The 25,111-nt window shown below is 63.1% G+C and carries 22 protein-coding genes; 3 read left to right on the top strand and 19 right to left on the bottom strand.

Features of this window, described 5'->3' with window-relative positions; all coding sequences use genetic code 11:
* Positions 1–40: 40 nt before the first annotated feature.
* Positions 41–553, top strand: a complete 513-nt coding sequence (locus ACE3PP_RS16215) for a hypothetical protein (RefSeq protein WP_374384159.1) — start codon at positions 41–43, stop codon at positions 551–553.
* Between the two features lie 18 nt (positions 554–571).
* Here the strand turns inward: ACE3PP_RS16215 and ACE3PP_RS16220 are convergent, their stop codons facing one another.
* Complete coding sequence (locus tag ACE3PP_RS16220; RefSeq protein ID WP_374384161.1) at positions 572–1,012, bottom strand: hypothetical protein; 441 nt, start codon at positions 1,010–1,012, stop codon at positions 572–574.
* A gap of 272 nt (positions 1,013–1,284) precedes the next feature.
* Here ACE3PP_RS16220 and ACE3PP_RS16225 point away from each other — a divergent pair, with 272 nt between their 5' ends.
* Positions 1,285–2,337, top strand: a complete 1,053-nt coding sequence (locus ACE3PP_RS16225) for an isopenicillin N synthase family dioxygenase (RefSeq protein ID WP_374384163.1) — start codon at positions 1,285–1,287, stop codon at positions 2,335–2,337.
* Positions 2,338–2,343: 6 nt separating this feature from the next.
* Here the strand turns inward: ACE3PP_RS16225 and ACE3PP_RS16230 are convergent, their stop codons facing one another.
* The 6 genes from ACE3PP_RS16230 to ACE3PP_RS16255 are packed head-to-tail and all read right to left on the bottom strand — an operon-like array spanning position 2,344 to position 8,541.
* A complete protein-coding gene (locus ACE3PP_RS16230; RefSeq protein WP_374384165.1) occupies positions 2,344–3,459 on the bottom strand; it encodes an ABC transporter ATP-binding protein in 1,116 nt (371 codons plus the stop codon).
* Positions 3,460–3,505: 46 nt separating this feature from the next.
* Positions 3,506–4,453 (bottom strand): carbohydrate kinase family protein, encoded by a 948-nt coding sequence (locus tag ACE3PP_RS16235; protein WP_374384167.1) that lies wholly within the window; start codon positions 4,451–4,453, stop codon positions 3,506–3,508.
* The gene (locus ACE3PP_RS16240) at positions 4,450–5,481 is read right to left on the bottom strand and encodes an SIS domain-containing protein (protein ID WP_374384170.1); all 1,032 of its coding nucleotides are present in this window, start codon (positions 5,479–5,481) and stop codon (positions 4,450–4,452) included. The genes ACE3PP_RS16235 and ACE3PP_RS16240 overlap by 4 nt, the downstream gene beginning before the upstream one ends.
* A 5-nt stretch (positions 5,482–5,486) precedes the next feature.
* Positions 5,487–6,335 carry a carbohydrate ABC transporter permease gene (locus ACE3PP_RS16245; protein WP_374384172.1) on the bottom strand — a complete coding sequence of 283 codons (849 nt, stop codon included), beginning with the start codon at positions 6,333–6,335 and terminating at the stop codon, positions 5,487–5,489.
* Between the two features lie 10 nt (positions 6,336–6,345).
* Positions 6,346–7,212: a carbohydrate ABC transporter permease gene (locus ACE3PP_RS16250; protein ID WP_374384174.1), complete on the bottom strand. Its 867-nt coding sequence runs from the start codon at positions 7,210–7,212 to the stop codon at positions 6,346–6,348.
* 54 nt (positions 7,213–7,266) lie between these two features.
* The gene (locus ACE3PP_RS16255) at positions 7,267–8,541 is read right to left on the bottom strand and encodes an extracellular solute-binding protein (protein ID WP_374384176.1); all 1,275 of its coding nucleotides are present in this window, start codon (positions 8,539–8,541) and stop codon (positions 7,267–7,269) included.
* A 212-nt stretch (positions 8,542–8,753) separates the two neighbouring features.
* On the opposite strand from ACE3PP_RS16255, the gene ACE3PP_RS16260 reads away from it, so the two are divergent.
* Complete coding sequence (locus ACE3PP_RS16260; protein ID WP_374384178.1) at positions 8,754–9,995, top strand: ROK family protein; 1,242 nt, start codon at positions 8,754–8,756, stop codon at positions 9,993–9,995.
* Positions 9,996–10,018: 23 nt separating this feature from the next.
* Here the strand turns inward: ACE3PP_RS16260 and ACE3PP_RS16265 are convergent, their stop codons facing one another.
* The 12 genes from ACE3PP_RS16265 to ACE3PP_RS16320 form a co-directional block, all read right to left on the bottom strand.
* The gene (locus tag ACE3PP_RS16265) at positions 10,019–10,843 is read right to left on the bottom strand and encodes a CoA ester lyase (protein ID WP_374384180.1); all 825 of its coding nucleotides are present in this window, start codon (positions 10,841–10,843) and stop codon (positions 10,019–10,021) included.
* On the bottom strand, positions 10,837–11,685 hold the full coding sequence (locus ACE3PP_RS16270) for a MaoC family dehydratase N-terminal domain-containing protein (protein ID WP_374384182.1): 849 nt from the start codon (positions 11,683–11,685) through the stop codon (positions 10,837–10,839). Before ACE3PP_RS16270 ends, ACE3PP_RS16265 begins: the two co-directional genes overlap by 7 nt.
* Before the next feature lie 26 nt (positions 11,686–11,711).
* On the bottom strand, positions 11,712–12,869 hold the full coding sequence (locus tag ACE3PP_RS16275) for an acyl-CoA dehydrogenase family protein (RefSeq protein ID WP_374384184.1): 1,158 nt from the start codon (positions 12,867–12,869) through the stop codon (positions 11,712–11,714).
* Between the two features lie 41 nt (positions 12,870–12,910).
* The gene (locus ACE3PP_RS16280; RefSeq protein ID WP_374384186.1) at positions 12,911–14,218 is read right to left on the bottom strand and encodes an MmgE/PrpD family protein; all 1,308 of its coding nucleotides are present in this window, start codon (positions 14,216–14,218) and stop codon (positions 12,911–12,913) included.
* A 24-nt stretch (positions 14,219–14,242) separates the two neighbouring features.
* Positions 14,243–15,385 (bottom strand): CaiB/BaiF CoA transferase family protein, encoded by a 1,143-nt coding sequence (locus ACE3PP_RS16285; RefSeq protein ID WP_374384188.1) that lies wholly within the window; start codon positions 15,383–15,385, stop codon positions 14,243–14,245.
* Between the two features lie 149 nt (positions 15,386–15,534).
* Positions 15,535–16,497: a LysR family transcriptional regulator gene (locus tag ACE3PP_RS16290; RefSeq protein ID WP_374384190.1), complete on the bottom strand. Its 963-nt coding sequence runs from the start codon at positions 16,495–16,497 to the stop codon at positions 15,535–15,537.
* Positions 16,498–16,608: 111 nt separating this feature from the next.
* The gene (locus tag ACE3PP_RS16295) at positions 16,609–18,108 is read right to left on the bottom strand and encodes an aldehyde dehydrogenase (RefSeq protein WP_374384192.1); all 1,500 of its coding nucleotides are present in this window, start codon (positions 18,106–18,108) and stop codon (positions 16,609–16,611) included.
* A 3-nt stretch (positions 18,109–18,111) separates the two neighbouring features.
* Complete coding sequence (locus tag ACE3PP_RS16300; RefSeq protein ID WP_374384194.1) at positions 18,112–19,242, bottom strand: zinc-dependent alcohol dehydrogenase family protein; 1,131 nt, start codon at positions 19,240–19,242, stop codon at positions 18,112–18,114.
* A gap of 25 nt (positions 19,243–19,267) precedes the next feature.
* Positions 19,268–20,797, bottom strand: coding sequence for a sugar ABC transporter ATP-binding protein (locus ACE3PP_RS16305; RefSeq protein WP_374384196.1), 1,530 nt, complete (start codon positions 20,795–20,797; stop codon positions 19,268–19,270).
* A complete protein-coding gene (locus tag ACE3PP_RS16310) occupies positions 20,794–21,849 on the bottom strand; it encodes a hypothetical protein (protein WP_374384199.1) in 1,056 nt (351 codons plus the stop codon). Before ACE3PP_RS16310 ends, ACE3PP_RS16305 begins: the two co-directional genes overlap by 4 nt.
* On the bottom strand, positions 21,846–23,960 hold the full coding sequence (locus ACE3PP_RS16315) for an ABC transporter permease (RefSeq protein WP_374384201.1): 2,115 nt from the start codon (positions 23,958–23,960) through the stop codon (positions 21,846–21,848). Before ACE3PP_RS16315 ends, ACE3PP_RS16310 begins: the two co-directional genes overlap by 4 nt.
* Positions 23,961–24,061: 101 nt before the next feature.
* Positions 24,062–25,084, bottom strand: a complete 1,023-nt coding sequence (locus ACE3PP_RS16320) for a sugar ABC transporter substrate-binding protein (protein ID WP_374384203.1) — start codon at positions 25,082–25,084, stop codon at positions 24,062–24,064.
* Between the last annotated feature and the right edge of the window lie 27 nt (positions 25,085–25,111).

Genomic DNA, 25,111 nt, shown 5'->3' on the forward strand with positions numbered 1-25,111 from the left:
AGAGCCCATCTCCGGCGCTTGAATAGATGGGAGGAATCAGATGCGGTTGATATTTCCGATGCTGGCCGTCGCGGCCTTGCTGAGCGTCGGCGGCGCGCCGGCCCTTGCCGACAACGCGCCGGAGCCCGGCGCCAGCCCGCCTGCCGGCAGCAATCCCAGCATCGGCGATATCGTCATCGGCGAAATCGAGCGGCGTATTTTGCGCGACTATTACCAGCGCCAGTATGACGATTGGGAACATGAACAGGGTGGCAAGGGAAAAGGCCAGGGCAAGGATAAAGGCCATAAGGACAAGGGCGCCAAGGGCCTGCCACCGGGCCTTGCCAAGCGTGGCGAGCTGCCGCCGGGCCTGGCCAAGCAGCTGGTGCGGAACGGCCATCTGCCGCCGGGCCTGGAAGGGCGTGATCTGCCGCCGGATCTGCTCTCGCGCCTGCCGGCGCTCGATCCGGCTTATCGCTACGTGATTGCCGACAACAAGGTGATGCTGGTGCGCCGCGCAACCAACCTCATTCTCGACGTTCTCACCGTCGCCGCCGTCGATCTCATCAACTGATATCCGGAATTCCAGAACCTAGGCGCCGAGGCGCCGGCTTCCCTCTGCAGCGGGCCGGCCCTTGGCGTCCCCCTTCCCGCCAAGCTCACGATCGATGAGGTCGGTCATCGAGGAGAGAACAACCGGTCTCGGCCCATTGCTCCGCCGTATCGACGCCAATCGCAGGCGCACGGTTCCCGCATCGTAATAGACGGTGACGCCGCTGCTGAAGGTGATGAAGTCGAAGCCGGAGATATCGCCCTGCTCGGCGAAGATTCCTTCCGGGGCGATCCCGCGGAGCTTGACGCCGTCATAGTCGGTTAGGACCACAGTCAAGCTTTCGCCATCGCTTTGGATCACGACGGCGCCGGTACGATCCGGCATCAGATCCGAAAGTGACAAGGTGATCGTGTTGGCGGCCTCGTCCAAGGCATCCATATCCCGTTCCGTACCCGCCTCGTATTTTTCCTGCCGTGGCATGGTGCCATCCCAAAACGAGGGTTCCGACCGGACAACGATCTAGATTGGGTTTTATGCCAACAGCTTATGGCGTTCGATTTATGCCGATACTGAGGATTTTTCGCATCGCAGACATGGATTGCAGGGCTCGGCCCTTCCCACCATCCTTCGCGAGAAATGCTGCTGGGAACGCCGGTAATCCAAGAGTTTTCCTCTGGTCACGGACTGAGCGATAATGCTTAGGCTGAATGATGTGCTGCTTGGCGCCGCCGCCGAATGAGGAAAGACCATCCATGAATGCCGAGACTCCCGCTTTGCGGCTGCCGATCCTGGACTTTCGCCGCGTCGACGGACCGGGGAGACCGCAATTCCTCGAAGATCTGCGCCGTGCCGCCCATGAGACCGGCTTCTTCTATCTGACCGGGCATGGGATCGAGCGGAGCTTCCTCGACGATCTCTTCGCCTTGTCGCGCCGTTTCTTCAACCTGCCGGAGGCGGAGAAGATTGCCATCGAGATGGTGAACTCACCGCATTTTCGCGGCTATACGCGCACCGGCTGGGAGCATACGCGGGGTGCGCGCGACTGGCGCGAACAGCTCGACGTCGGTGCCGAGCGCGAACGCGTGACGGTGGCGGCCAATGAGCCGGCCTGGCTGCGCCTGCAGGGACCCAACCAGTGGCCGGCGGCCTTGCCGGAACTGCGGCCCGCCATCCTGCGCTGGCAGCAAGAGGCGACCCAGCTTGCCATCCGCCTGGTCCGCGCCTTTGCCGCCTCTCTCGGCCAGCCGGAAGATATCTTCGAACCGATCTATGCCGAACGCCCCAACCAGCTGGTCAAGATCATCCGCTATCCGGGACGGGATGCGACCGAGAGCGAACAGGGTGTCGGCGCCCACAAGGATAGCAGCTTCGTCACCATCCTGCTGCAGCACGAGCAAAGCGGCCTGGAGGTCGAAGGGCCTGACGGCTGGATCGGCGCGCCACCCTTACGCGGAAGCTTCATCATCAACATCGGCGAGTTGCTGGAGATGGCCTCGAACGGCTATCTCCGCGCCACGATCCACCGCGTGACGACACCTCCGGCGGGCCGCGATCGCTTGTCGGTTGCCTTCTTCCTCGGTGCCCGGCTCGATTCAACCGTCCCAGTGTTGGATCTGCCGCCGGCCCTGGCTGCGGCCGCCAAGGGAGTGGCCCAGGACCCGATGAACCCGCTCTTCCGCGAAGTCGGCAAGAATTATCTGAAAGGCCGCCTGCGCTCGCATCCCGATGTGGCACGGCGGCACCATGCCGATCTCCTCTCGGCAGAGGAGCTCGCCAAGCCAGCGGGTCCCGGTGGCGCCTACTGACGCGGGTCAGTTGATCCTGAGGCCGCTTGCCGGATCGAAGAGACTCGCTTTCGCGGTTTCGATCTGAAAACGCGCCACCGCACCTGGCTGCTCCACATCGGCCGGACGTAGCCGAGCGGTGATTTGTGTATTGCCGAGTTTCAAACTGGCCAACGTATCGGCCCCGGTCGGCTCGAGCACATCGATCAAGGCCGCGATCTCGGCGATGCCCGACGCGACGCTCGGTTGGCCAAGCGCCAGCGAGATCGTCTCCGGACGGATGCCCAGGACGACCGCCTGCCCCGGCTTGGCCCCACCAACAATGTGTGCCGGGAGCGGTAGATGGGCCGGTTGCCCATTGCCATCTTCCGCCAACCGGAAGCTGGATCCCCCGTCACTGCCTTCGATGGTGCCGTGCAGGAAGTTCATGCCCGGCGAGCCGATGAAGCCGGCCACGTAGAGATTGGCCGGCCGCTCATAGATCTCCTGCGGCGGGGCGAATTGCTGCACGATGCCGTCCCGCATGATGGCGATACGCGTCGCCAGGGTCATCGCTTCGATCTGGTCGTGGGTAACATAGACGATTGTCGTGCCCAACCGCTGGTGCAACTTCTTCAGCTCGGTCCGCATCTCAACACGCAATTTGGCGTCCAGGTTGGAGAGCGGTTCGTCGAACAGAAAGACCTTTGGCTCGCGCACCATGGCGCGGCCGATGGCGACGCGCTGGCGTTGGCCGCCGGACAGTGCGGCAGGCTTCCGATCCAGCAAATGATCGATCTGCAGAATGCCGGCGACCTTTTCAATGGCAGCCTGACGCGCACTCTTATCGACACCGCGCATTTCCAGGCCGAAACCCAGATTGCGCGCGACGCTCATGTTCGGATAGAGCGCATAGGATTGGAACACCATGGCGATATTGCGGTCCTTGGGATGCACCCGCAGGATCGATTGACCGTCGATCAGCACGTCGCCGCCGCTTGGCTCGATGAGGCCCGCAACGATATTGAGAAGGGTCGACTTGCCGCAACCCGACGAGCCGAGCAGGACAAGGAACTCGCCATCGGCAAGGTCAAGGTCGATCCCCTTCAGGGTCTCGACGGGACCATAGCGCTTGGTGATGTTCTTGATGGTCAATGTTGCCATGAATTGCCCTGTCCCTGAATCCCCTGCCCTCGAACTCTTCAGCCCATCAGGCCGCAACGCTGTCATAGCGCCGCGGCAGCGTGGAGATGGCGCGCGAAGCGATGCCGACTCCCGCTGCCAAGGCCGCCTGCAGATCCAATCCCCTGGCCGCTGCGGCCAGATACCCGGCATTGAACACGTCGCCGGCCCCGATCGTATCGACCGGCGATACGGAAGGCGCCGGAACGGCAGCCATCTGCCGCGCGCCACCGGGCAGGATGCGGCACCCCTTGGCACCGGCGGCACCCAGCTTGGCGACGATTGTCACCGACCGGAGCGATGAAATCGACAAAAGGTCCATCGCCGCGTCGATATCGTCGGCGCCGGTCAACGACATGATCTCGACTTCGTTGAGAAGAACATGGGTGCAGGCAGGCAACCAGCTTTGCACGCGGGCGCGGGTCTCCTCTGTCCAGCCTGCTGGCGGCCACCCCGTGTCGAGGGCGATCTCGATCTCGTGCGCCGACAGCCAGGCGAACAGCGCCGGATAGTCGACCGTCAGGTGATCGGTCAGGAAACTGCCGCAGATGAGTGCGATGCCGCCTCGCAATTGGTCAATGTCGAGCGAGCGGCGAACCGTCCCCAAATCCAGATGCGGCATGTGGCCGGGAATGGTGAAGAAGGTGCGCTCACCGTCCGGATGCGTGACGCCGACCGAGAAGGTCGTCGGGGTCTGCTCCACCGGCCAATTCTTGCTGTGATCGGGGAAACTCTGTCGCAACCAGGTGCCGAATTGATCGTTGCCGGTATTGCCGGCGATCTGGAAATCGACTCCCATCGCCTGCCAGGCCAGAGCCGCATTGCCGGCGGCACCGCCGACGCGCACCTCACCATGATCGACCAGGATCTCAGTGCCCGGCTGCGGCCAAGGTTCCGCCGCGCCGATGATGATATCGACGTTGACGTTGCCGATCACGGCAAGCGGCCGCGTTGCCATGTTCACCGCGCCGCTCATTCGACGCGCGTCACTTTGCTGCTGCGGACCGGTGTGCCGACATCGGCAACGCGCTGCGCTGCCAGTCCGATCACCAGGCGTTGCGCCGCCGGCAGCATGGCAAGGCTGGCCGACATGCCCCGCGCTGGCTTGAATGCGATGTGCAAAGCCCCTACCCCGGCTGCCTTGCTGGCTGCACCGCTGGCATCGAAGAGAATGGTCGGCGATCCGGCGGTGACGGTCTGCAACGCCAGATCGTCGCCAAGGGCCGCAGCCTCCTCATCGGCGCGGAAAATGACGGCACCGATCTTCGGCCCCAAGATTTCCATCGGGCCGTGGCGGAATTGGCCACCTTCCAAGGCATAGGCCGGCATGCGCCCCAATTCCATCGCACCCAGGGCCGCCGCTTCGCCAAGGCCCCGCTGGCCGCGCCCCGAAAAGACGATGGCGGTGCAATCCTTCAGGCGTGCACAGGCTGCGTCGATGGATGGCTCCTGCGGGGCTTCAAGGATTGCCAGCGCCGGTCGCGTATCCCCACCCAATTTTCCGACGACCAGCTGGTGCAGGGTCAGGCAGATGAGAAGACTGCGCGTGGCACAGAAGGCCTGTTCGGATCCGCCGGCGCCGATCAGCGACGGGCAAGCCTTCGCCAAAGCCGAGCCCACCTCCATCGTGATACCGAACATGTCGCCATGCGGTGCCTTGTTGGCAAACAGGCGGTGCACCTCGGCTGATTCACCCGATTGCGAGGTCAGAAGCACGGTCGCATTCTCGAGCGACAGCGGCGAATAGAGCTGTTCCGACAGCGACAGAGCAACGGCCGGCAACCCTAAGGCCCGATAATCGGGTTCGGCCATGCGATTGACGGCGTGGGAACCACCCATCCCCAGCAGAACGAGCCGCCCGGTCCGGCGCAGCGATGCGGCGATCTTTCCGGCTACGTCGTCGTTGGCGCGGAAAGAGGCCAGGGCATCGCGATGCTGCTTGGCCATTTCGGCATGGAGGGCAGCCAAACCCGGGCCGATCTGGACCGCGACGGAACTCGACATGAAAATCATCCTTTCACGCCGCCGGTCGTGAGGCCGGCGACGAGTGAGCGTTGCAGGAAAAAGCCGATCAGCACGGGCGGAATGGCCGCGAGCACACCGGCCGTGGCAATGAGGCCGTAATCGGCGATGCGGCCACCGGCCAGATCGGCAATGGCGACGGTCAGCGTCTTGGCGCGCTGATCGGATGTGAACAACAGGGCATAGAAGAACTCGTCCCAGGCGAGCAGGAAGGCAAAGAGCGCAGCTGTGGCAAGCGACGGTCCGGCCAGCGGCAAGGTGATGCGGCGCAGGATCTGGTCGAGCCGCGCACCGTCCATCATGGCGGCAAGCTCGATCTCGGCCGGAATATTGTCGAAGCTGCTCTTCAGCAGCCAGGTCGTGAAGGGGGCCAGGATGGTGAGATAGATCACCGCTAGGCTGAAGACCGAGTTGAGGGCACCGAGCGCACTCAGGGCAAAGTAGATCGGCACCACAAGGGCGACCGGGGGCAGCATATAAGTCGCAACGACGGCGTATAGCGCATAGCGCTGTACCCCCGGCGAGCGCGATACCGACCAGGCGGCCGGAATGGCGGCCACCAAGGCGCCGGCGGTTGCCATCGCCGCAACCATCAGGCTGTTCCGCATCGCCGCGAGGAAAGCGGCGCCCGCGCTATTGTCAGCAATCGTCAACAGCTCGACATAGCGATGAAAGTCGAGCTGCTGCGGCAACCAGCGCAACGGGACCGTCGTCAGGTCGCTGGTCGAGCTGACGCTCATGACCAGCATCCACAGGATGGGTGCGGCAATGAAAATGGCCAGCACGAACGCAGCCACATAGATAAAGGCAAGAAACAGGGGAGACTGCCGTTCCATCGGGGCCCGTCTATTTCAGCTCGCCCTGCTTGCGCAGCAGCGTGACATAGAGCGCGATGAGCACGGCACTGACCAGCACCATGAGAAGCGCAATTGACCCGCCGAGACCGGCGCGTTGCAGTGAGAAGGCCTGCTGGTAGACCAGGATGGCGATCGTCTTGGTGCTGTCCGCCGGACCGCCATGCGTCATGATCCAGATGATGTCGAAGACCTTGAACGCCTCGATCGTGCGCAGGACGATGGCGACGGTGAGCGGCCCGACCAGAAAAGGTAAGATAACGGCCCGGAATCGCGACCAGGCACCAGCCCCGTCGATGACGGCCGCCGCCTTCAACTCGCGCGGCACCGATTGCAGGGCCGCCAGCGCAATGAGGGCCACGAGCGGGAAATTCTTCCAGACATCGGCAAAACAGACGGCAAGCAGGGCCGAGCCCGGCTCGCCCAGCCATGACCGATAGGCATCAATGAGCCCGATCTGCGTCAGCAGCGCGTTGAAGGCGCCGAAATCGGGATTGAAGATCAGGCGCCACATCGTGGCGTTGACGACGGTCGGCAGCGCCCAGGGCAGGATGAGGAGCGCGCGCAGGATGTTGCGCCCGGCGAATTTCTGATCAAGCAGCAGGGCCGCAAGGAGCCCCAGGACGAATTCGGCGCCGACCGAAATCAGTACGAAACGGATAGTGGTCGAGAGGACCTCGTAGAAGGCCGGCGCGGTGAGGACCCGCTGATAGTTGGCAAGTCCCACCCAATTCACGTTACCGCTGAGGAGCTGTGCGTCCGTGAAGCTCAGCGCCAGGGTTTTGGCCATCGGCCAGCCGATGATGAAGGTCATGATGGCGAGGAGCGGTGCCAGCAACAGCCAGCTGCGCATACTCATCCAACGATTGTTCATCACCGGCTGCCCGATCGGCTCAATACGTCACTGGCGCGATCAGAGACCACCACCGGCGGCGGCGTCGGCCGCGGCCTTCAGCGCATCTTCCGGCGACGCCTGCTTCAGCAAGGCCTGATGGATGGCCTTCTGCAGCTCAGTCGACATCTGGGTGTAGGTCGGCGTCGTCGGGCGCGGATACATCAGGCCCAGCGACGTGTTGGCCGCCTTCACCAGTTCTTCCTGGCCGGTCACGACTGCTGCATCGCTGTAGGACGATGCCCAGATCGGCAGGCTGAGCTTGGCATACTTGTTCTGCACCGGCTGCGAAGTGATGAAGGTGATGTATTTCCACGCTTCATCCTGGTGCTGGCTGGTGGTCGGAATGCCGAGGCCCATCGACCCGTTGACGGCCGAGGCTTCGCTCTTGCCGGCAACACCCGGTGCCGGTGCCACGCCAACCTTGCCGACGATCTTCGATTCCTTCGGGTCGGTATTGGCGAGGTTGTACATATAGGTCCAATTGAGCGCGAAGGCCGCCTCGCCCGCCGAGAAGACACGGCGCACATCCTCTTCGAGATATTCTTTCGAATTCGGATTGGTGAGGCCCTTGTCGATCGAATCGACCATGTATTTCAGCGCATCGAGACCGCCGCCGTTCTGGAAGGCGGGCTTCCCCGCTTCATCCAGGAACTGGCCGGCATTGGCGGCGACCAGTGTGGTATAGTCGCAGATCACCGCTTCCTGCTGCGCCCAGCTCCAGACGATCGGATATTCGACGATCTTCTTTTCCTTGAGGATCGCGGCATCTTCCAGCAGTTCCGCCCAGGTCTTCGGCGGGTTGGCGATGCCCGCCTTCTGCAGCATCTCGGTGTTGTAGTAGAGGTATTTGGTATCGAGAATCCACGGCATGCCATAGGCATGGCCGTTATAATCGACCGTCGTCCACGCACCGGGCAGCACGCCCTTCTTCATCTCGTCGGTGATCTTGTCGCTGACATCGACCAGCACCTTGTTCTGGGCATATTCGGCCGGCCAGATGACGTCGAAGAGGACGACGTCGTAACCGCTGCCCGCCCCTTGCGCCAAGGTGGTCTTGTCGTGCAGGCCTTCATAGGGCACGAACTCGGCATTCACCTTGATGCCGGGATTGGCGGCTTCGAAATCTTTCGTCATCGCACGCACATCCGCCTCGCTATAGGCCGCCTGGGCCATGAACAAGGCGTTGATGGTGGTATCGGCCAACGCCGCCGTGACGGCAAAGCCCTGCAACCCGGCCAAAGCGGTGCCGGCAATCAGCGCCCGCACCATCGTCCTACGCAGTTTCTGCGACATCTTGAAACCTCCCTCGTGAAAACCGGCCCCGCGACGGAAGCCGGCATGTGGCAATCGTCTCTGCAGAGAGGGGCTTGCATCGCCCCGATTATTAATTCAATTTGTTTGACTTAATAAGTCTCGGGCAAATCCGCGCCCCTGTCAATGGCGCGTCGGCGGGGTGTTTTCGGGTATCAAAAGGGGCGTTTCCGGGGCCATTTCGGGAGGTGTTTTTGAAGCGATCGATCATCGCCACGGCGGGGACCAATCTGGGCGGCGCCAGCGCGCACAACCGCCGCGTGGTGTTCGACGCCCTGCGCCTCAACGGCACCCTGTCGCGGGCCGAGATCGCCCGGGCCACCCAGCTGACCCCGCAGACAGTGAGCAACATCGTCGATGCCTTGACCGAGGAAGGCCTGATCGCCCCTGACGCACCCGTGCGCGGTGGGCGCGGCCAGCCGGCAACGCCCTATCGGATCGTCGCCACCGGCGCCTATGCGATCGGCATCCAGATCGACCGCCACCAAGTGCTGGGGATCGGCGCCGACCTTACCGGCCGCACCTTGAGCCGGCGCCGGCAACGCCTCCCCGCCGGCGGACCGGCGAAGGGATTTGCCATCGTCCTCAACCTAATCGCCGCCATCCGCCGCGACCTTGCCAAGAGCGATCCGGAGTCTCCTGAGCGCCTGCTCGGCCTCGGCGTCGCCATGCCGGGACCGTTCGGGCAGCGGCTCGACCCGGCGCATCCGCCGCTGGACCCGCTGGTCGATCCCTGGGTGATGCGGGCCTGGCATGAATTCCCGCTGCTGGAGCGGTTGGAGGAAGAGACGGGCTTGAAGGCCGGTCTGCAGAACGATGCAGGTGCCGGGGCCATCGCCGAGAAGATGTACGGGGCGGCGAGCGGGCTCGACAATTTCGTCTATCTTTTTCTCGGCTACGGCCTTGGCGCAGGGCTCATCATCCAGGGCGAGATCTATGCCGGCGCCGCCGGCAATGCGGGCGAGATCGGCCAGCTGCCGGCCTTTGCCGCTGGCGATCCGCCGGACGCCAACGGCCAGCCGCAAACGCTGGAGCATTACATCTCCATCCTGGCCGCCTGCCGGCATCTCGGCCTCGACCCGGGAGAAGGCGACCTCTTTACGCATCTGGAAAGCCTGCACGCAGCACGTCACCCGGCCCTGCTGCACTGGTGCCGCCAGGCGGCACCGCATCTTCGCCAAGCCGTCCAGACGCTGGAAGCGATGTTCGATCCGGAGACGATCGTGCTGGGCGGTCAGTTGCCGGACGGGATCCTGCGCGATATCGCCGCCCATGTGCCGCCGCTGCTGCCCTCGGTCGCCGATCGCCAGACGCGCTCGTTGCCGCGCCTCGTCATCGGCACGGCCGATTTGTGGACGGTCGCCCAGGGTGCGGCGATGGCGCCCATCTCCCGCACGTTCGACCCGCAATTCAAGGCGATCCTGAAACTCGGCTGACCGACAGGCCCGGCGGCGCGGTTCTATCCGCGCGATTTGAAGGCGTCGGAGAGCGAAATGATGCGCCGGGCCCGCTCAAGCACCGGGCGGTCGATCATCGCGCCGTTCAACTGCATGGCCCCGCCACTCCCTGACAAGTCGATCACCTGGCGCGCCCAAAGAAGGGTTTCGTCGTTGGGGAGGAAAGCCCGCAGGGCCGGCGCGATCTGACGCGGATGGATCATCAGCTTGCCGCCGAAGCCAAGTGCAATGGCGCGCTCCGTATCCGCTTGCACCTGATCGGCATCGTCGAGCACGGTGGTGACACCGTCTATCGGCGCCGCCAAGCCGGCCAGGCGCGAACGGAAGACGATCTCGCTGCGGGCCGCCAGCATCGGCTCCCAGCTTGGACTGCAGCCGAGGTCCATCGCATAGTCGAGCGCACCGAAGGCCACGACGCCGACGCCGGAGGCGCCCATGATTTCGGACAGCGCGGCAAGGCCGACCGCCGTCTCGATGAGCGGCACCACCGGCACGATGCGCCCCAGCCCTTCGTGCACCGCCCTGATATCGGCAGCGCTGTTGGTCTTGGGCAGCATGATGGCCGTGAAATGCACGTTCTGCAGCGCTGCCAGATCGTCCTCGAAGCAAGGCGATTCGCAAGCATTGATGCGCACGATCACCGGCACACCGCGAATCTCGTGACGGGCGAGGCTAACCCGGGCCAATGCCTTGTTGTCCGGCGAAACGGCGTCCTCAAGATCGACGATGATCGCATCCGCGCCGCTTTGCACCGCCTTGGCATAGCGTTCCGGCCTGTCGCCGGGAACGAAGAGCGGCACGATGGGCGATTGAAAGCTCGCTACCATTGGATTTCCCCCTGCATGTTCACCGGGCCGCCGGATCTTTGCGTCCAACACTCTGCCCGCTCGCCTGCCAGATCGACGACGATGTCGAAATCCGCGCCACTGGTCAGCGGCGCCAAACCGCGATAGCTGAATTTCCTGGCTGGTGCCCCTTTGCCCGCCACCGCCCGGTTGAGCATCAGCGTCGCCTGCAAGGGACCGTGCACCACCAGATCGTCATAGCCTTCGACCCCGGTCGCATAGGGGCGGTCGTAATGAATCCGGTGCCCGTTGAAGGTCATGGCCGAATAGCGGAAGAGGAGCGTCGGCGACGGCGTCACCCGGCACGTCTGCGCCCCTGGCGGCAGCGCCCGGTCCGCTGGTGCCGCTTTGGCAGGCCGCTCGCCCCCCGGGCCGGCGGCTTCTCGGTAGACGATATTGTGCAGCTCAGAGAGCGCCAGGCCGCGCGGTGTCAGATATTCGTGCTCGACCCCGACAAAGCAGAGCGGTCCCGAGCGCCCTTCCTTCATCTCGATGCTGGCGATGGTCGAACGGCGTCGGACCTCGTCGCCGATCTTGATCGGCCCGTGAAAATCGATATAGCCACCGGCCCACATGCGCCGGGGCAAGGGAACCGGCGGCAGGAAGCCACCTTTCCGCGGGTGCCCGTCTGCTCCCAATTCATCGGCGGGCGCGAGAGACGGCGACAGGCACCAATGGAATCCGAGCGGCGCCTCATCTTCCGGCTGGGGCGCCAGGAACGGTGCGAAGGTCACGCGATACTCTTCGACCAGCCGGGGCGTGACGAGATCCGTCACCTCCACCGACTTGCCGATCCAGCTCGAAAAATCGCTTTGCGATGGCATGGCGTGTTCCTGGTCCCTGATGCCGGTCAGAAGGAGCGCGGCAATTGCAACACATGCTCCGAAATGAACGACAGGATCAAATTGGTTGAGATCGGCGCCACCTGATAGAGACGCGTTTCCCGGAACTTGCGTTCGACGTCGAACTCCTCGGCAAAGCCGAAGCCGCCAAAGGTCTGGATGCAGGCATTCGCCGCCTCGAACGACGCATCGGCCGCCAGCATCTTCGCCATATTGGCCTCGGCCCCGCAATTGGCACCGGCTTCATAGAGCCGGATACCTTCGCGCACCATCAGCTCCGCCGCCCGCATGTTGGCATAAGCGCGGGCCAGCGGGAATTGCACCCCCTGGTTCTGCCCGATGGGACGGCCGAACAGCACGCGCTCCTTGGCATAAGTCGTTGCCTTGTCGAGAAACCATTTGGCGTCGCCCACGCATTCCGCCCCGATCAGCAGGCGTTCGGCATTCATGCCGGAGAGAATATAGCGAAAGCCCTTCCCCTCCTCGCCGACCAGATTCTTCGCCGGAATGCGGACATTGTCGAAGAATACTTCCGTGGTGGAGTGATTCATCATGGTGCGGATCGGCCGAATGCTGAGACCGGCTTTCCGCGCCTCGCGCATATCGAGGATGAAGACGGAGAGTCCATCGGTCCGCTTGGCGACCTGGTCCTTGGGCGTCGTGCGGGCGAGGAGCAGCATGAGGTCGGAATATTCGGCCCGGCTGGTCCAGATCTTCTGGCCGTTGATCACATATTCATCACCGTCGCGAACGGCCGTCGTGCGCAGCGAGCCGGTATCGGTGCCGCTCGTAGGCTCTGTCACGCCAAACGCCTGCAGGCGCAGGCTGCCGTCGGCGATCTGCGGCAGATAGGTCGCCTTCTGCTCGGCCGAGCCATGCCGCAGGACGGTGCCCATAATGTACATCTGCGCGTGGCAGGTGGCACCATTGCAGCCGGCGTGTTGAATTTCCTCAAGGATCGCGGCCGCCGCCGAGAGCGGCAGGCCGGCACCGCCGAACTCCTCGGGGATCAGGGCAGCAAGGAAGCCGGACTCGGTCAGCGCATCAATGAAAGCCTGCGGATAGGCGCTCTCGCGGTCGAGTTTGCGCCAATATTCGCCAGGGAACTGTTCGCAGAGCTTGCGGACGGACGCCCTGATATCGGCGTAATTCAATTCTTCCTGCACCACGTCGGGTTCCTTCCAGGCACGCTGTCTGTTGATTGGGCTTAGACGACCAGATGCTCGAGGCGCAGGTCACGGACCGGCCGGTCGTCGAGAAGGGCGAAGACGGCATCGGTGAAGCGTGCCACTTCGGCCGCCGAGATGCCGGCCGCCTGCATCAGCTGTGCTGACTTCTCGCGGAGATCGTTTGGCGTCACTGGGTTGCCGGGATCGCCCTTGCATTCGCGCCGTTGCGCCCGCAGGCGGCGACCGCTCTTTGTCTCGACGGTCACGACCGTTCCCCACGCATCGGGATAGCCGGCATTGACCTGCAGATCGACGCCGACCGAAACGCGTCCACGCAGATCGGCAAGGTCAGCGCGGGCGGCACTCTCGAAGGAGTCCGAGATGACACGACCGGTCGCCAGTGCCGCCGCCACGCAATGCTGCAATGAGAAGCGCGCGCCATAGGGTTCGGTCGGATCCGGCCGGTCGCAAACATCGATAGCCGCCTGATAGGTGCCAACCTCGATCTGCGTGATTTCTTCGCCACCCAGAACATGATGCAACTCAATCGCCGCATCGATCGTCGGATGCGTATGGCGGCAGCAGGGCCAGGGTTTGATGGAAGTTTGCACCAGCTGCCAGGGAGCGTCAGCATCGCGCAGCACCGCGCCGGGATCGGGATCGGGACACAAGCCCTTGAAGAAGCCCTTCTCGCCCTCAAGGATGAGCGCCGGGCCGGTAAAGCCTTCCTTGGCCAGCCGCGCCGCCATCAGCCCCGCCTGGGCACCGCGCGCCGTGTGCAGATGTTTGCTCATGGCGCCCGCCGCGAGAAACTCCCAGAGGCCAGCCGATTGCGTGCCGGCATTGCCAAGCGCCCACACCGTTTCGCGGTCGTCGAGTTCGCCCAGTATGGCGACAGCCATCGCCGAGCCGAACGGACCGCATGTCGCCGTATTGTGCCAGACGCGGTAATGCTCCTTGCCGACCGCCATGCCGACGCGGGTACAGGCTTCGTACCCGGCAAGCACGGCCTGCAGGAATGCTTTGCCGCCAAGGTCTTTGAGATGCGCAAAGGCCCAGGCTGCCGGAATCACGACACTGCCCGGATGCGTTACCGAGGCGCGGTGGAGATCGTCCATCTCGAGGATGTGAGCGACGCCACCCACATAGAAGGAGCTCTTATCCACATCGTCGACCTTGGGCGGCGATATGCGGCCGAGAATCTGGGCTGGCTTCGTCTGCCGGGCACCGATGGCACAGGCCAGCGTATCGAGGACAAAGAGGGCGGCGCTTTCCAGATCGGCCGGCGCAATCGCCTTACCTCGGATGAGCGCATTGAGGCCTTCTGTCAGTGTCTGCGGCGGCATGAATGAATGGCTCCCATCAAGCTTTCAAGAAGCCGTTGCTGCCGCTGGCGCGAATTCACGACGCAAGGCTTCATCGTGCTCGCCAAGACGCGGAACACGACCGAGGGCGGGGCGCTCACCGTCGATGATGACGGGTGGGGCCAAGACTTCGACCGTGCCCGCTTCCGTCTCAATCGGCAGGAACACGGCACTTTGATGTTGCAGCAGATCGCCCATCGTCGACACCATGCCGAAGGCGATCTTGGCATTGTTGAGATCCTGGGTGACGTCCGCCGCCGCCCGTTCCGCAAGGATCTTCTGGACGCAGGCATCGACAGCGGCGCGGTTGCGCACACGCTTGACGTTACTGTCGAAGCGTTCGTCCTTTGCCAGGGCTGGATCGTGTAGCACGTCAGCGCAAAGGATCTGCCACTCCCGTTCACTTTGCACGGCGATCAGGATGGAGCCATCCTTCAGCGTAAAGCTGCCATAGGGTGCGATTGAAGGATGAGCGAGACCGAGACGCGACGGTTCGCGACCGCCATAGCGGCGCGTCAGGTAGGGGACGTTCATGTAGTCGGCAATCGTGTCGAACAGCGATACCTGGAGATGCGACCCTTCACCGGTGCGGTCGCGCCGGATGATCGCTTCAAGGATGGCGCCATACGCCGCCTGTCCGGTTGTGATGTCACAGATCGAAATGCCGACGCGGCTGGGGCCGGAAAGATCCGTGCCGGTGATGTGGGCGAGACCCACTTCGGCCTGGATCAGCAGATCGTAGGCCTTGCGGTAATAGCTCGGCGTGCCCGGCGCATAGCCGCTGACATCGCAGACGATGAGGCGCGGATAGCGCGCGCGCAGCGCCTTGCTGCCGATACCCAGACGATCGGTGGCGCCCGGCGCCAGATTCTGAATGAAGACATCCGCCTTGGCGATCATCGTTTCGACCAGTGCGCGATCTTCTGCTGTGTTGAGATCGACGCGGCAGGATTCCTTGCCGCGATTCATCCAGACAAAATACGAAGACTGTCCCAGAGCAAAATCGTCATAGCCGCGCGCGAAGTCGCCGTCGGGCCGTTCCAGCTTTATGACGCGGGCACCAGCATCGGCCAGACGCGATGTTGCGATGGGGGCGGCAACCGCCTGTTCGAGCGCAACGACGAGAACATCTTTGAGGGCGTGAGACATTTCAGATCCGCAATTTTGTCGCCTCTGAAACTCGCTGATCCCACCTTTAAGTCAAATATGTTTTCGCGATAAATCATATAGGGAAAGGTTCAATCGCCGGTACTGCAATGCGATATGGCGGATGGCTTTGAAACGCGCCGCACTGCACTTCAAAGATAGAGCGACGGGCGATTGCTTTCCTCAGTCAGATTGGCAGCCCAGACACCGTCATCCACCAGCGCCCGCAGCGTATCCCAGGCGAGCTGACCAATCGCACGCACCGCCGCCGGCAGCGGCCGTTCGGTCGAATAAGCGAGAAATACGCGGCGGGTCAGTTGCGGTGCGGTAAGCGGCCAACTGATCACGAACCCATCCTGCTCCTCGCGCGCGATGGCCGTGCGGGGAAGAATGCCATAGCCACGGCCATGCAGGACCAAACGCTTGATCTGCGCGTAGGAATCGATCTCGATCGCCGGCCAGATCGGCGCATTGACGGACAAAGCCGCCTCTTCGATGAGATCGCGCAAGCCATGCGCCGGACCCGGCAGGATGAGATCCAGCTTGCTGGCCTCGGACAATGTCACCGGCTGGCCCTTGGGAACCGCGCAGGCCGTCAGCTGGGGCGCGCCGAAAAGACACAATTCCTCGGTGAGGACATGGTGCACGGCAAGGCCGCTGACATTGGCGGCGCCATAGATCATGGCGAGGTCGATCTCGCCACGCCGCAGCCAGTCGAGGATATAGCCGCTCATCGCCTCGGCAATGCGGATGCGAACCGTCGGATAGCGCGCCTGCGCCGCTTCGATGAGCGGCACGCTGAGGAGTTCACTGACGGTCCCCGGTATGCCGAAGCGGACTTCGCCCACCGGCACACTCTTTTCACCGCGCACCGTGTCGCGCAGCTCACCGAATTCTGTGAGGATCGTCTTCGCGCGCTGCAACAGCCTTTCACCGGCCTCTGTCGGCAACACGCCGCGCGTACCGCGATGGAGGAGCGTGATGCCGAGTTCCTCCTCCATGTGCCGCAGATGCTGGCTCAAGGCCGGCTGCGCCACGCGCAATTGATTGGCCGCCTTGGAGAAAGAACCGTGTTCGACAATCGCCACGAAATAGCGCAGCTGGCGCAAATCCATTCACATCTCCCGGTCCCGGCGCCGCATACCGCAGCGCGAGAACAAAATCTTCGCGTTTCTTATCCGCGATTATTCCGGTGCGCGCAAGCACACCCGGCCGGGAAACGAGGTTCAACGCAGAACGAAAGGATTGGCCTGCTCGGCGCCGTAATCGATCCATACCGCCTTGGTTTCGAGATATTCGTGAATGGCCTCCTGCCCGCTCTCGCGCCCCTGACCGGATGCCTTGAATCCGCCGAAGGGCGACATGTAGCTCACGGTCCGGTAGCAATTGGTCCAGATCATGCCGGCACGCAGCTTTTTGGCCGCCGTGAACATGCGCTTCTGATCCTGCGTCCAGACACCCGCCGCCAGCCCATAGGGCGTGTCGTTGGCGAGGCGCCAGGCTTCGTCATCGTCGCGGAACTTCATGATCGAGAGAACCGGGCCAAAGACTTCCGTCTTGGCGATGGCCATTTCCGCCGTCACGCCGGTAAAGACAGTGGGTTCGATGAACCAGCCGTCGCCGCATTCGGCGCGTGTGGCGCGACCGCCGCCCATGACACAGGTGGCACCGCCGCTCTGCGCCATGTCGATGCAATCGAGGATGCGCTGGAATTGCGGCGGGGTCGTCACCGGCCCCACCTGGGTCGCCGTATCGAGCGGATCGCCCATCCGCGCCGTCGAAGCCAGCTTCACGAATTCCTCGACGAAGCGATCATGAATCGATTCATGGACGATGACGCGCGAACCGGCGATGCAGGTCTGTCCCGACGCCGCGAAGATACCGGAGACGACACCGCGCACGGCGCTTTCAAGCTTGGCATCGGGGAAGATGACTTGTGCGGACTTGCCGCCGAGCTCCAGGGTCAGCCGCTTGAACGTGTCGGCGGCCGTCTTGGCGATGGCCCGGCCCGATCCTTCGCCGCCGGTGAAGGCAATCTTGTCGACGCCCGGATGGGAGACAAGCGCCGAACCAGCCTCCGGTCCGAAGCCGGTCACGACATTGATGACGCCCGGCGGAATGCCGGCCTCCTCGACGAGTCGCATGAGTTCCAAAGTCGAGGCGGAGGTGAATTCGGACGGCTTGATCACCATCGTGCAGCCGGCCGCGAGCGCCGGCGCCATCTTCCAGGTGAGGAGCAAGAGAGGCGAGTTCCACGGCGTGATGGCGGCCACGACACCCACCGGCTCGTGCCGCGTGTAGGTGAACATGTCCGGCTTGTCGATGGGCAGGACGGCCCCTTCGATCTTGTCGGCAAGACCGCCGAAATAATAGAACCATTGCGGGATGTAGCCACATTGGCCGCGCATCTCGGCCCAGAGCTTGCCATTGTCGCGCACTTCGGTGAAGGCGAGATGATCGGCATCGCGCGCGATGAGATCGCCGAGGCGCCGCAACAAGGCCCCGCGCTGGGTGGGGTGCATGGTGGCCCAAGGGCCCGATTCCAGTGCCGCGCGCGCCGCCTGCACGGCGCGGTCGACATCGGCCGCATCGCAGCGGGGGATGCGCGCCCAGGTCTTGGCCGTGAAGGGATCGACGCTGTCGAACAGGCCACCGCTGACGGCCGGCGACCATTTACCGTCGATGAAAACCTGATAGTCCTTAACCTGCTGGTCTCTTTGACGCATGTCTCAATCCTTGAACTCGATGACCTGGCGGATGGCTTCGCCGCGATGCAGGCGATCGAACCCTTCGTTGATCTCATCCAATGTGATGCTGTGGGTCATCAATTTCTCAACCGGCAGCCGCCCGCGCCGATGCAATCCCAGGAAGCGCGGAATATCACGCTGCGGCACGCCGGAACCGAGATAGGAGCCGCGCAAGGTGCGTTCCTCGGCGACCAGGGAGAGGGGCGAGATGTTAAGGACCGCCTTCGGGTTGGGCAGGCCCGCCGTGATGGTGGTGCCGCCACGCCGCGTCATCGCATAGGCGCCTTCGAGCGCACGCGCCGAACCGGCAAATTCCAGCGCCGCATCGACACCGCCCGATGTCGCTTCCTTTACCTTGGCGACAAGATCCGGATCGGTCGCGAGATAGGCGTGCGTCGCGCCCAGTTCACGCGCCAGGCCCAGCTTCGATTCCAGCGTGTCGATGGCAACGATGGTCTCCGCCCCGGCCGCCACGGCGCCGAGGATCGCGGCGAGACCGACCCCGCCGAGCCCCACCACCGCGGTGCGGCTGCCGGGCTGCACGGCGCCCATGTTGAAGACGGCGCCGGCACCGGTCAGCACCGCGCAGCCCATCAAGGCCGCGACATTCAGCGGCAACTCGCGGTCGATCTTCACCAGCGAGCGGCGGGAAATCACCGCATGGGTCGCATAAGAAGCGACGCCGGTCATGTGATGAACGGGCTGGCCGTTGCGGCTGAGCCGCGTGCCGCCGGCCAACATCTCACCCTTGCCGTTCGAGGCCGCACCCGGCTCGCACAAGGCCGGCCGGCCCGTGCCGCAGGGACCGCAATGACCGCAGGACGGCACGAAGACGAAGACGACGTGATCGCCCGGCACTAGGTCGGTGACACCCTCGCCCACTTTTTCCACGATGCCGGCGCCCTCATGCCCCAGCACCATCGGCACGGGACGCGGCCGGTCGCCATTGATGACGGACAGGTCGGAATGGCAGAGGCCCGCCGCAGCGATCTTGACCAGCACTTCGCCCGTCTGGGGTGGCGCGAGATCGATTTCACCCACCGTCAGCGGGCGCGTCTCGGCATAGGGGCCGGGCCGGCCGATTTCTTCCAGCACGGCAGCTCTGATCTTCATCGAACGCATCTCCTTCGCCGCCGCCTCAATGGACGGCCGCGTACATGATCTTTTCTTCGGTCGCTTCCTCGATGCCGAATTCCTCGACAACGCGCCCCTGGCGGGCCACCAGCACCCGGTCCGCAAGGTTCATGACTTCCGGCAGGTAGGAGGAAATGACGACGACCGCCAATCCTGCCTCAGCCAGTTCATTGATGGCAGCATGAATTTCGGCGATGGCGCCGACATCGACACCGCGCGTCGGCTCGTCGAAAATGATGATCTTGGGCTTCTGCACCAGTGATTTGGCGATCACCACTTTCTGCTGGTTGCCGCCGGAAAGCTCGATCACGCGGGCATTTCCGTCGATTGCGCGGACGTTGAGCTGCTGCGTCCACTGCTTCGACAGGTTCATCATCTCGCTGTAGGAAATGACCGGCGCCTGGTTGAGATCGGCGCCCAGCAGGCCGAGATAGATGTTCTCCGCGATCGATTTTGTTTCGAAGAAACCTTCCAGCTTGCGGTCCTCGGTCACGTAGACGATGCCGTCCTTCACCGCCGGCCGCGGCGTCCGGTAGCGCTTTGACTGGCCTTCCAGGCGGATTTCGCCACCGTGCAGGAAGTCGCGCTTCACGACACCGGAGATGATCTTCGCCGTTTCGGTCCGGCCCGATCCGATGAGACCGAAGATGCCCGTCACCTGCCCGGAATAGATTGAGAAGGATGTGTTACGCACCATGCGACCCATGGAGAGATTCTGCACCGACAGGATCTTCCGGCCATAGGGTCGCGCCTTGCGCGCGCCCTTGGCGTAGATCTCCTCGGTCAGCGTGCGGCCCACCATATGGCTGATGATCTTGTCCCGGTCGAAGGCGCGGGCATCGTCGGTGATGACATGCCGGCCGTCGCGCAGGATCGTGATCCGGTCGGAGATGGCGAGCGCCTCCTCCAGCGCATGGCTGATGAAGATGATCGAGACGCCGTCGGCCTTCAACCGCTTCACCAGTTCGAAGAAATGGTGCTTTTCCTCCGGCGTCAACGTGGCCGTCGGCTCATCGAAAATGATCACCCGCGCCTTGTGATGAACGGCCCGCGCGATCTCGACCATCTGCTTTTGCGCAGCCCCCAGCTGGCTCACATACATCGTCGGATCGACATTGAAGTTGAGCGACTGCAGGAATTGCTGGGCGGCGATATAGATGCCGCGCAACCGGTTGAGAAACTTCTCGTTGCCGAGATAGATGTTCTGCGCCACGGTCAACGAAGGAACCAGCGAGGTTTCCTGGAAAACCATCGCGATGCCGTTGTGGAGCGCGTCGGCCGGCCTGGCAAAGGCAAGCTTCGCCCCCTTCAGCAGAACCTCGCCCCGGGTCGGCGGATGCACACCGGCGATGATCTTGGTCAGCGTCGACTTGCCGGCCCCGTTCTCACCCAGCAACGCATGGATCTCGCCCGGCATCAGCGTGAAGCTGACATCGGTCAAGGCCGGAACGCTGTGGAATTCCTTGGTGACGCCGCGCAACTCGATGATCGGTTGTGGCGAAGTCGGGGTCATAACGGTTGCCATCTGGTTCATGCCGCCATCCCCCGCCCGAGCGCAATCTTCAGAACTTCGTCGCCGCCCTTGGACGTGGCCCACAGCGTGCCATCCAATTCGACGACGCTGGTGACGCCATGACGCCGCCCGCCGGCGCGCGAGTGGAAGCTTTGAATGGGTGTGAAGGAGCGATCGAGTTCCACCACAAGACCGTATGACCGCGTCGGCGCCCAGGGCTTCAGAATGCCCATCTGCTTGAGGGCGCCCCCTTGCATGGGTTCGCGGAACGAATAGCCGGATTTGAGGGCTGGCGCGATCCAGAATTCCGGCTCGACCTCGGCCATCATGGCGCGGCGGTAGGCGGGCTCGCGCAGGACGAGCTCCAGGAGAGGCCCGCGCGGCGCGAAGATGGCCAGCCAATAGCCGCCCGACGAAGACGGCGCGATGCCGGCGGGGTAGCCCGGCAGATCTTCCATCAGCTGCGAGATGCGACCTGCGCCATCGATGCGGATGAGATGCTTGGCCCAGGATTCGCTGACGATGACGCCATCGCCCGCGGGGAGAATACCCTTTGGGTGGCCGAGCTTGGCCGCCACGAGCTTCATAGTCCCCGTGCCGATATCGAAGCGCAGCACCTGGCCGGCGCGGCGCAGTTCGAGGAAGTCGCGCGACCAGTCGGTATATTTGTGGAGCGTCGAACCAATGGCAATCCAGAGAACATCCTCGCCGTCAAAGGCAAGTGCCGTCACGCAGGCGAGGTCGGCCAGTGCCTTTGGCACGATGCCATCAATGGCGACACCGCCGTCGATGCTCGCGACCGCGACCCTGCCCGCCGGTGAAGCCGCCAGCGCCGTGATCTCGCCGCCCGCTTGCCCGATCGGACCGGTTTCGGCCTGAATGCGGTTCCCCTCCGCCCATACAATTTGTCCGCCCCTCACGGCGAGACAGTCGGGCGCCTCGCCCCGGATGCCCGCAGGCAATTCCTCAAGGCGATTGTTCGGCTTCAGAGCACCATCAAGCGGCGGCACCGTCAAGGCGGCTGAACCGCGGCCAAGAAACCGGTCAGCAAAGCCTTTCAATGCTTCGATCATGCCTTGCCTCCCCAGTAATCACGCCAGGCCGACCAATTCGCATCGGCCTTGGGCAGACGGATACGGCCGATGCGGTTGTTGGTGATGCCGCCCAGATACAGCCAGCCCTTATGCTCGCGCATCGAGGTGATCATCGGATGATTCTTGGCACCCTGATCCCAAAGCGATTCCAGGACTTCGCCGGCATCGTTGAAACGGATGACGCAGCCGATATTAAGATTGGGATAGAGCCACTGGTCGGGCGCGATGCGACGCGACATGCGGCGGCGGAAACCCGGCATGCGCAAGGCGACGTCCAGGGCCGGTGAGCGCATGCCCATGATGGCACACCAATAGGTCCCGTCCGAGGCTCGGTTGATGTTGTCCGGATAGCCCGGCAGGCGGTCGACCACGGTTTCGACCTGACCTGCCTTGGGACCGGCGATCCAATAGCGCTTGATGCGACAGGCCCAGCTTTCGGCAAACAGGATCGACTGCCCGTCGCGCGCCGTGCAAATGCCGTTCGGGAAGATAAGCTTGCGCACCTCGGTGCGCGTCTTTCCGGTCGCGGGATCATAACTGATGATGCGGCCGTTACCACGGCTCTCCAGTGCGTCCACCGGCCAATCATGCATTTCGTAGCGGATGGTGGCTTCCGAGAAGTAGATCTTGCCGTTGGGAGCGATATCGCAATCGTCGGCAAGACGCAGCCGGCTGTCGTCAACCACGGAAAAGGTCGAGCGCGTCGTTTCATCGGTCAACCGCGATACCGCGCCTTGGGGCGATATCTGGTAGAGACCCATGCCGCCGACGCAGACGATGAGATTGCGGTCCTTGTCAAAGCTCATGCCCAGAGGTGACCCGCCGATATGGGCGAACACGTCATGCCGTTTATAGTCAGGCGGATAAAATCGGACGATGTCGCCGTGACGGGTGCCGCAATAGAGCACGTCATCTTCATCGAGGATGACATCCTCGGGGCTTTCGACATCGCCGAGACCGATGATTTCGACATCCGCCAAGCGATCGTTGAGAGCAAAGGCGCCTTCGGCAGTCGAGCGCGGCTTGGGCATCTCGACCAAGGTTGGCGAGACATAGACCTTGTTGAGGAGCTTGTCGCGGTTCTTGTTCCAGCGCACATCGATGAAGACAGCGAAAATCAGCAGCAGGCCCAGAACCATCGGGCCGGAACCGGAGTTGAGGCCGAGGCGCAGCACGCCGTTGGTCATGACCAGGACGATGACGGCACCGATCAGGGCTTTGACGATCGACCCGCGCCCGCCACCCAGCGAGTTGCCCCCCAGAACGGCGGCGGTCAGAGCCATGATCTCCATGCCCATGCCCGTATCGGATCCGGCACCGGACAATCTGGCGGCATAGAGCAATCCGGCGAGCCCACATAGCATGCCCGAGATCGTATAGGCCGAGCAGATGATGCCACGGACCGGCAGCCCGATATTGTGCGCCGAGCGACGCGACCCGCCGATGGCCATAGCCCGCCAGCCGGGACGCGAGCGGGTGATGAGAATGTGCCCGACAAGGGCCACCACAATGAGGAGAAAGAAAGAGAAAGGGAGACCCAGCACATTGCCCATGCCGATCCGGTCCCAGGCGGCGCTGTCGACGAAACTCAAAGACATAGCCTGGGCGTATTTCAGCAACAGCATATCGACAATGGCGCGGACGATGATCAACGTCACCAAGGTCGTCATGAAAGCCCGAAGTCGCAGATAGCCGATGAGGACACCGTTGATGAACCCAACGGATCCGCAGATCAGGATGACCGCCGGGATGGTTGCCCAGACAGGCCAGCCGGCGAGATTGAGCAAGGCCAGGGCGGTGAAATTGCCCAGCGCAAAGTTGGACCCAACGGAAAGGTCGATGCCGCCGACCACGATCACTGCCATCATGGCGATGCAGAGCAGTGCGAACTCGCCAAGCTGGCGCGCCGTGATGGAGAGGTTGCCGGCGGAGAAGAAATTGGGGATGAGCGACCCGAAGACGATGATGACCGCGACCAGCACCAGGAACGGAATGGTGTTGTCGATCCACTTCTTCGACAGAATTTCGCCGAGCACATGATCGGGAATGAAGCGGTAACGGAGTTTCGTCAGGGTGCCAGCTTGCGCCACGATCGACCTCTTGGAGTTGGAATGACCGGCCGCGGGGCAGTCGGGCCCGCGGCCGGCGGTCGAGATGCCCTGCCCTCAAGGCAGGGCATCGTCACCCGTCATCAGCGAAGGATCTTGGCGTACTCTTCAGGATTAAAGCACGTACCGTCGCGGACATCGTCCTTCGTCATGTAGCGATAGGGTGAATAGATCTGGGTCTTGATCGCGCCACCGCCCTGCTTGTTCTGCAGTGCCACCATGATCGCGGTCCAGGCATCGCGGCCCATGCCCACGGCATCATAGTTGTAGGCGGCCGAAAAAGTACCGTCCTTCAACTTATCGCACATGGATTGCGCACCGCCGCCCGACGTGATGAAGAACACCTTGTCCGACAAACCGGCCTGTTGAATGGCAGCACCAGTGCCGACGCCCTGACCGTCCCAGACGTCGATGACGGCGCAGATGTCCGGATGCTGCTGCAGCACGGTCTCGGTGATGGCGCGAGCCTTCGTCGCATCCCAGTCGGCTGCCTGGCTGGAGACAACCTGGATTTCCGGATGTTCGGCGAAGACCTTGTTGATGCCCTGGACCTGATAAAAGCTGACGCCGCCGGTCAGCACGCCCTGGACGATCGAGACCTTGTGCGAAGTGTTGGTGTCCTTGCCGCAACGGTCGAGCACTTTCTGGGCGATCTGTTCACCCATACCGATGAAGTCCGGGGCCACGACGGCATCGGTCTGCACGGCACCCGCCATGTTGAGCTGGATGACGACGATGCCTTCGGAGTTCGCCTGCTTCATCAGGCGCGCCAGCGACTGCATGTCGGGGTTCTGGGTCACGATAACGTCCGGATGCTCGGCGAGCAGTGCGGTAAAGCCTTGGGCCATCGCATCCGTGTTCCAGTTCGGATCCTGCGACGTGAATTCCATGCCGTAGACTTGCGACTGCTGCTTGACCACGCCACCCCAGGCCTGGGCGAGGTCGAAGCCGATCGAGATCGGCAGATAGGCGATCTTCTTGCCCTTCAACGATTCCAGCGCCGGATCGCGGAACGGGTCGTTGATTTCCTGGGCGATGGCTGCCGTCGATGTGGCAAGGGTCGCGATCGCGGCCGCTACCAGCCCTAATTTACGCAATGCTTTCATCTTGTTCTCCCTGACAGATTGGTGTTC

The sequence above is a fragment of the Dongia sp. genome (assembly GCF_041910485.1).
Lineage (GTDB): Bacteria > Pseudomonadota > Alphaproteobacteria > Dongiales > Dongiaceae > Dongia.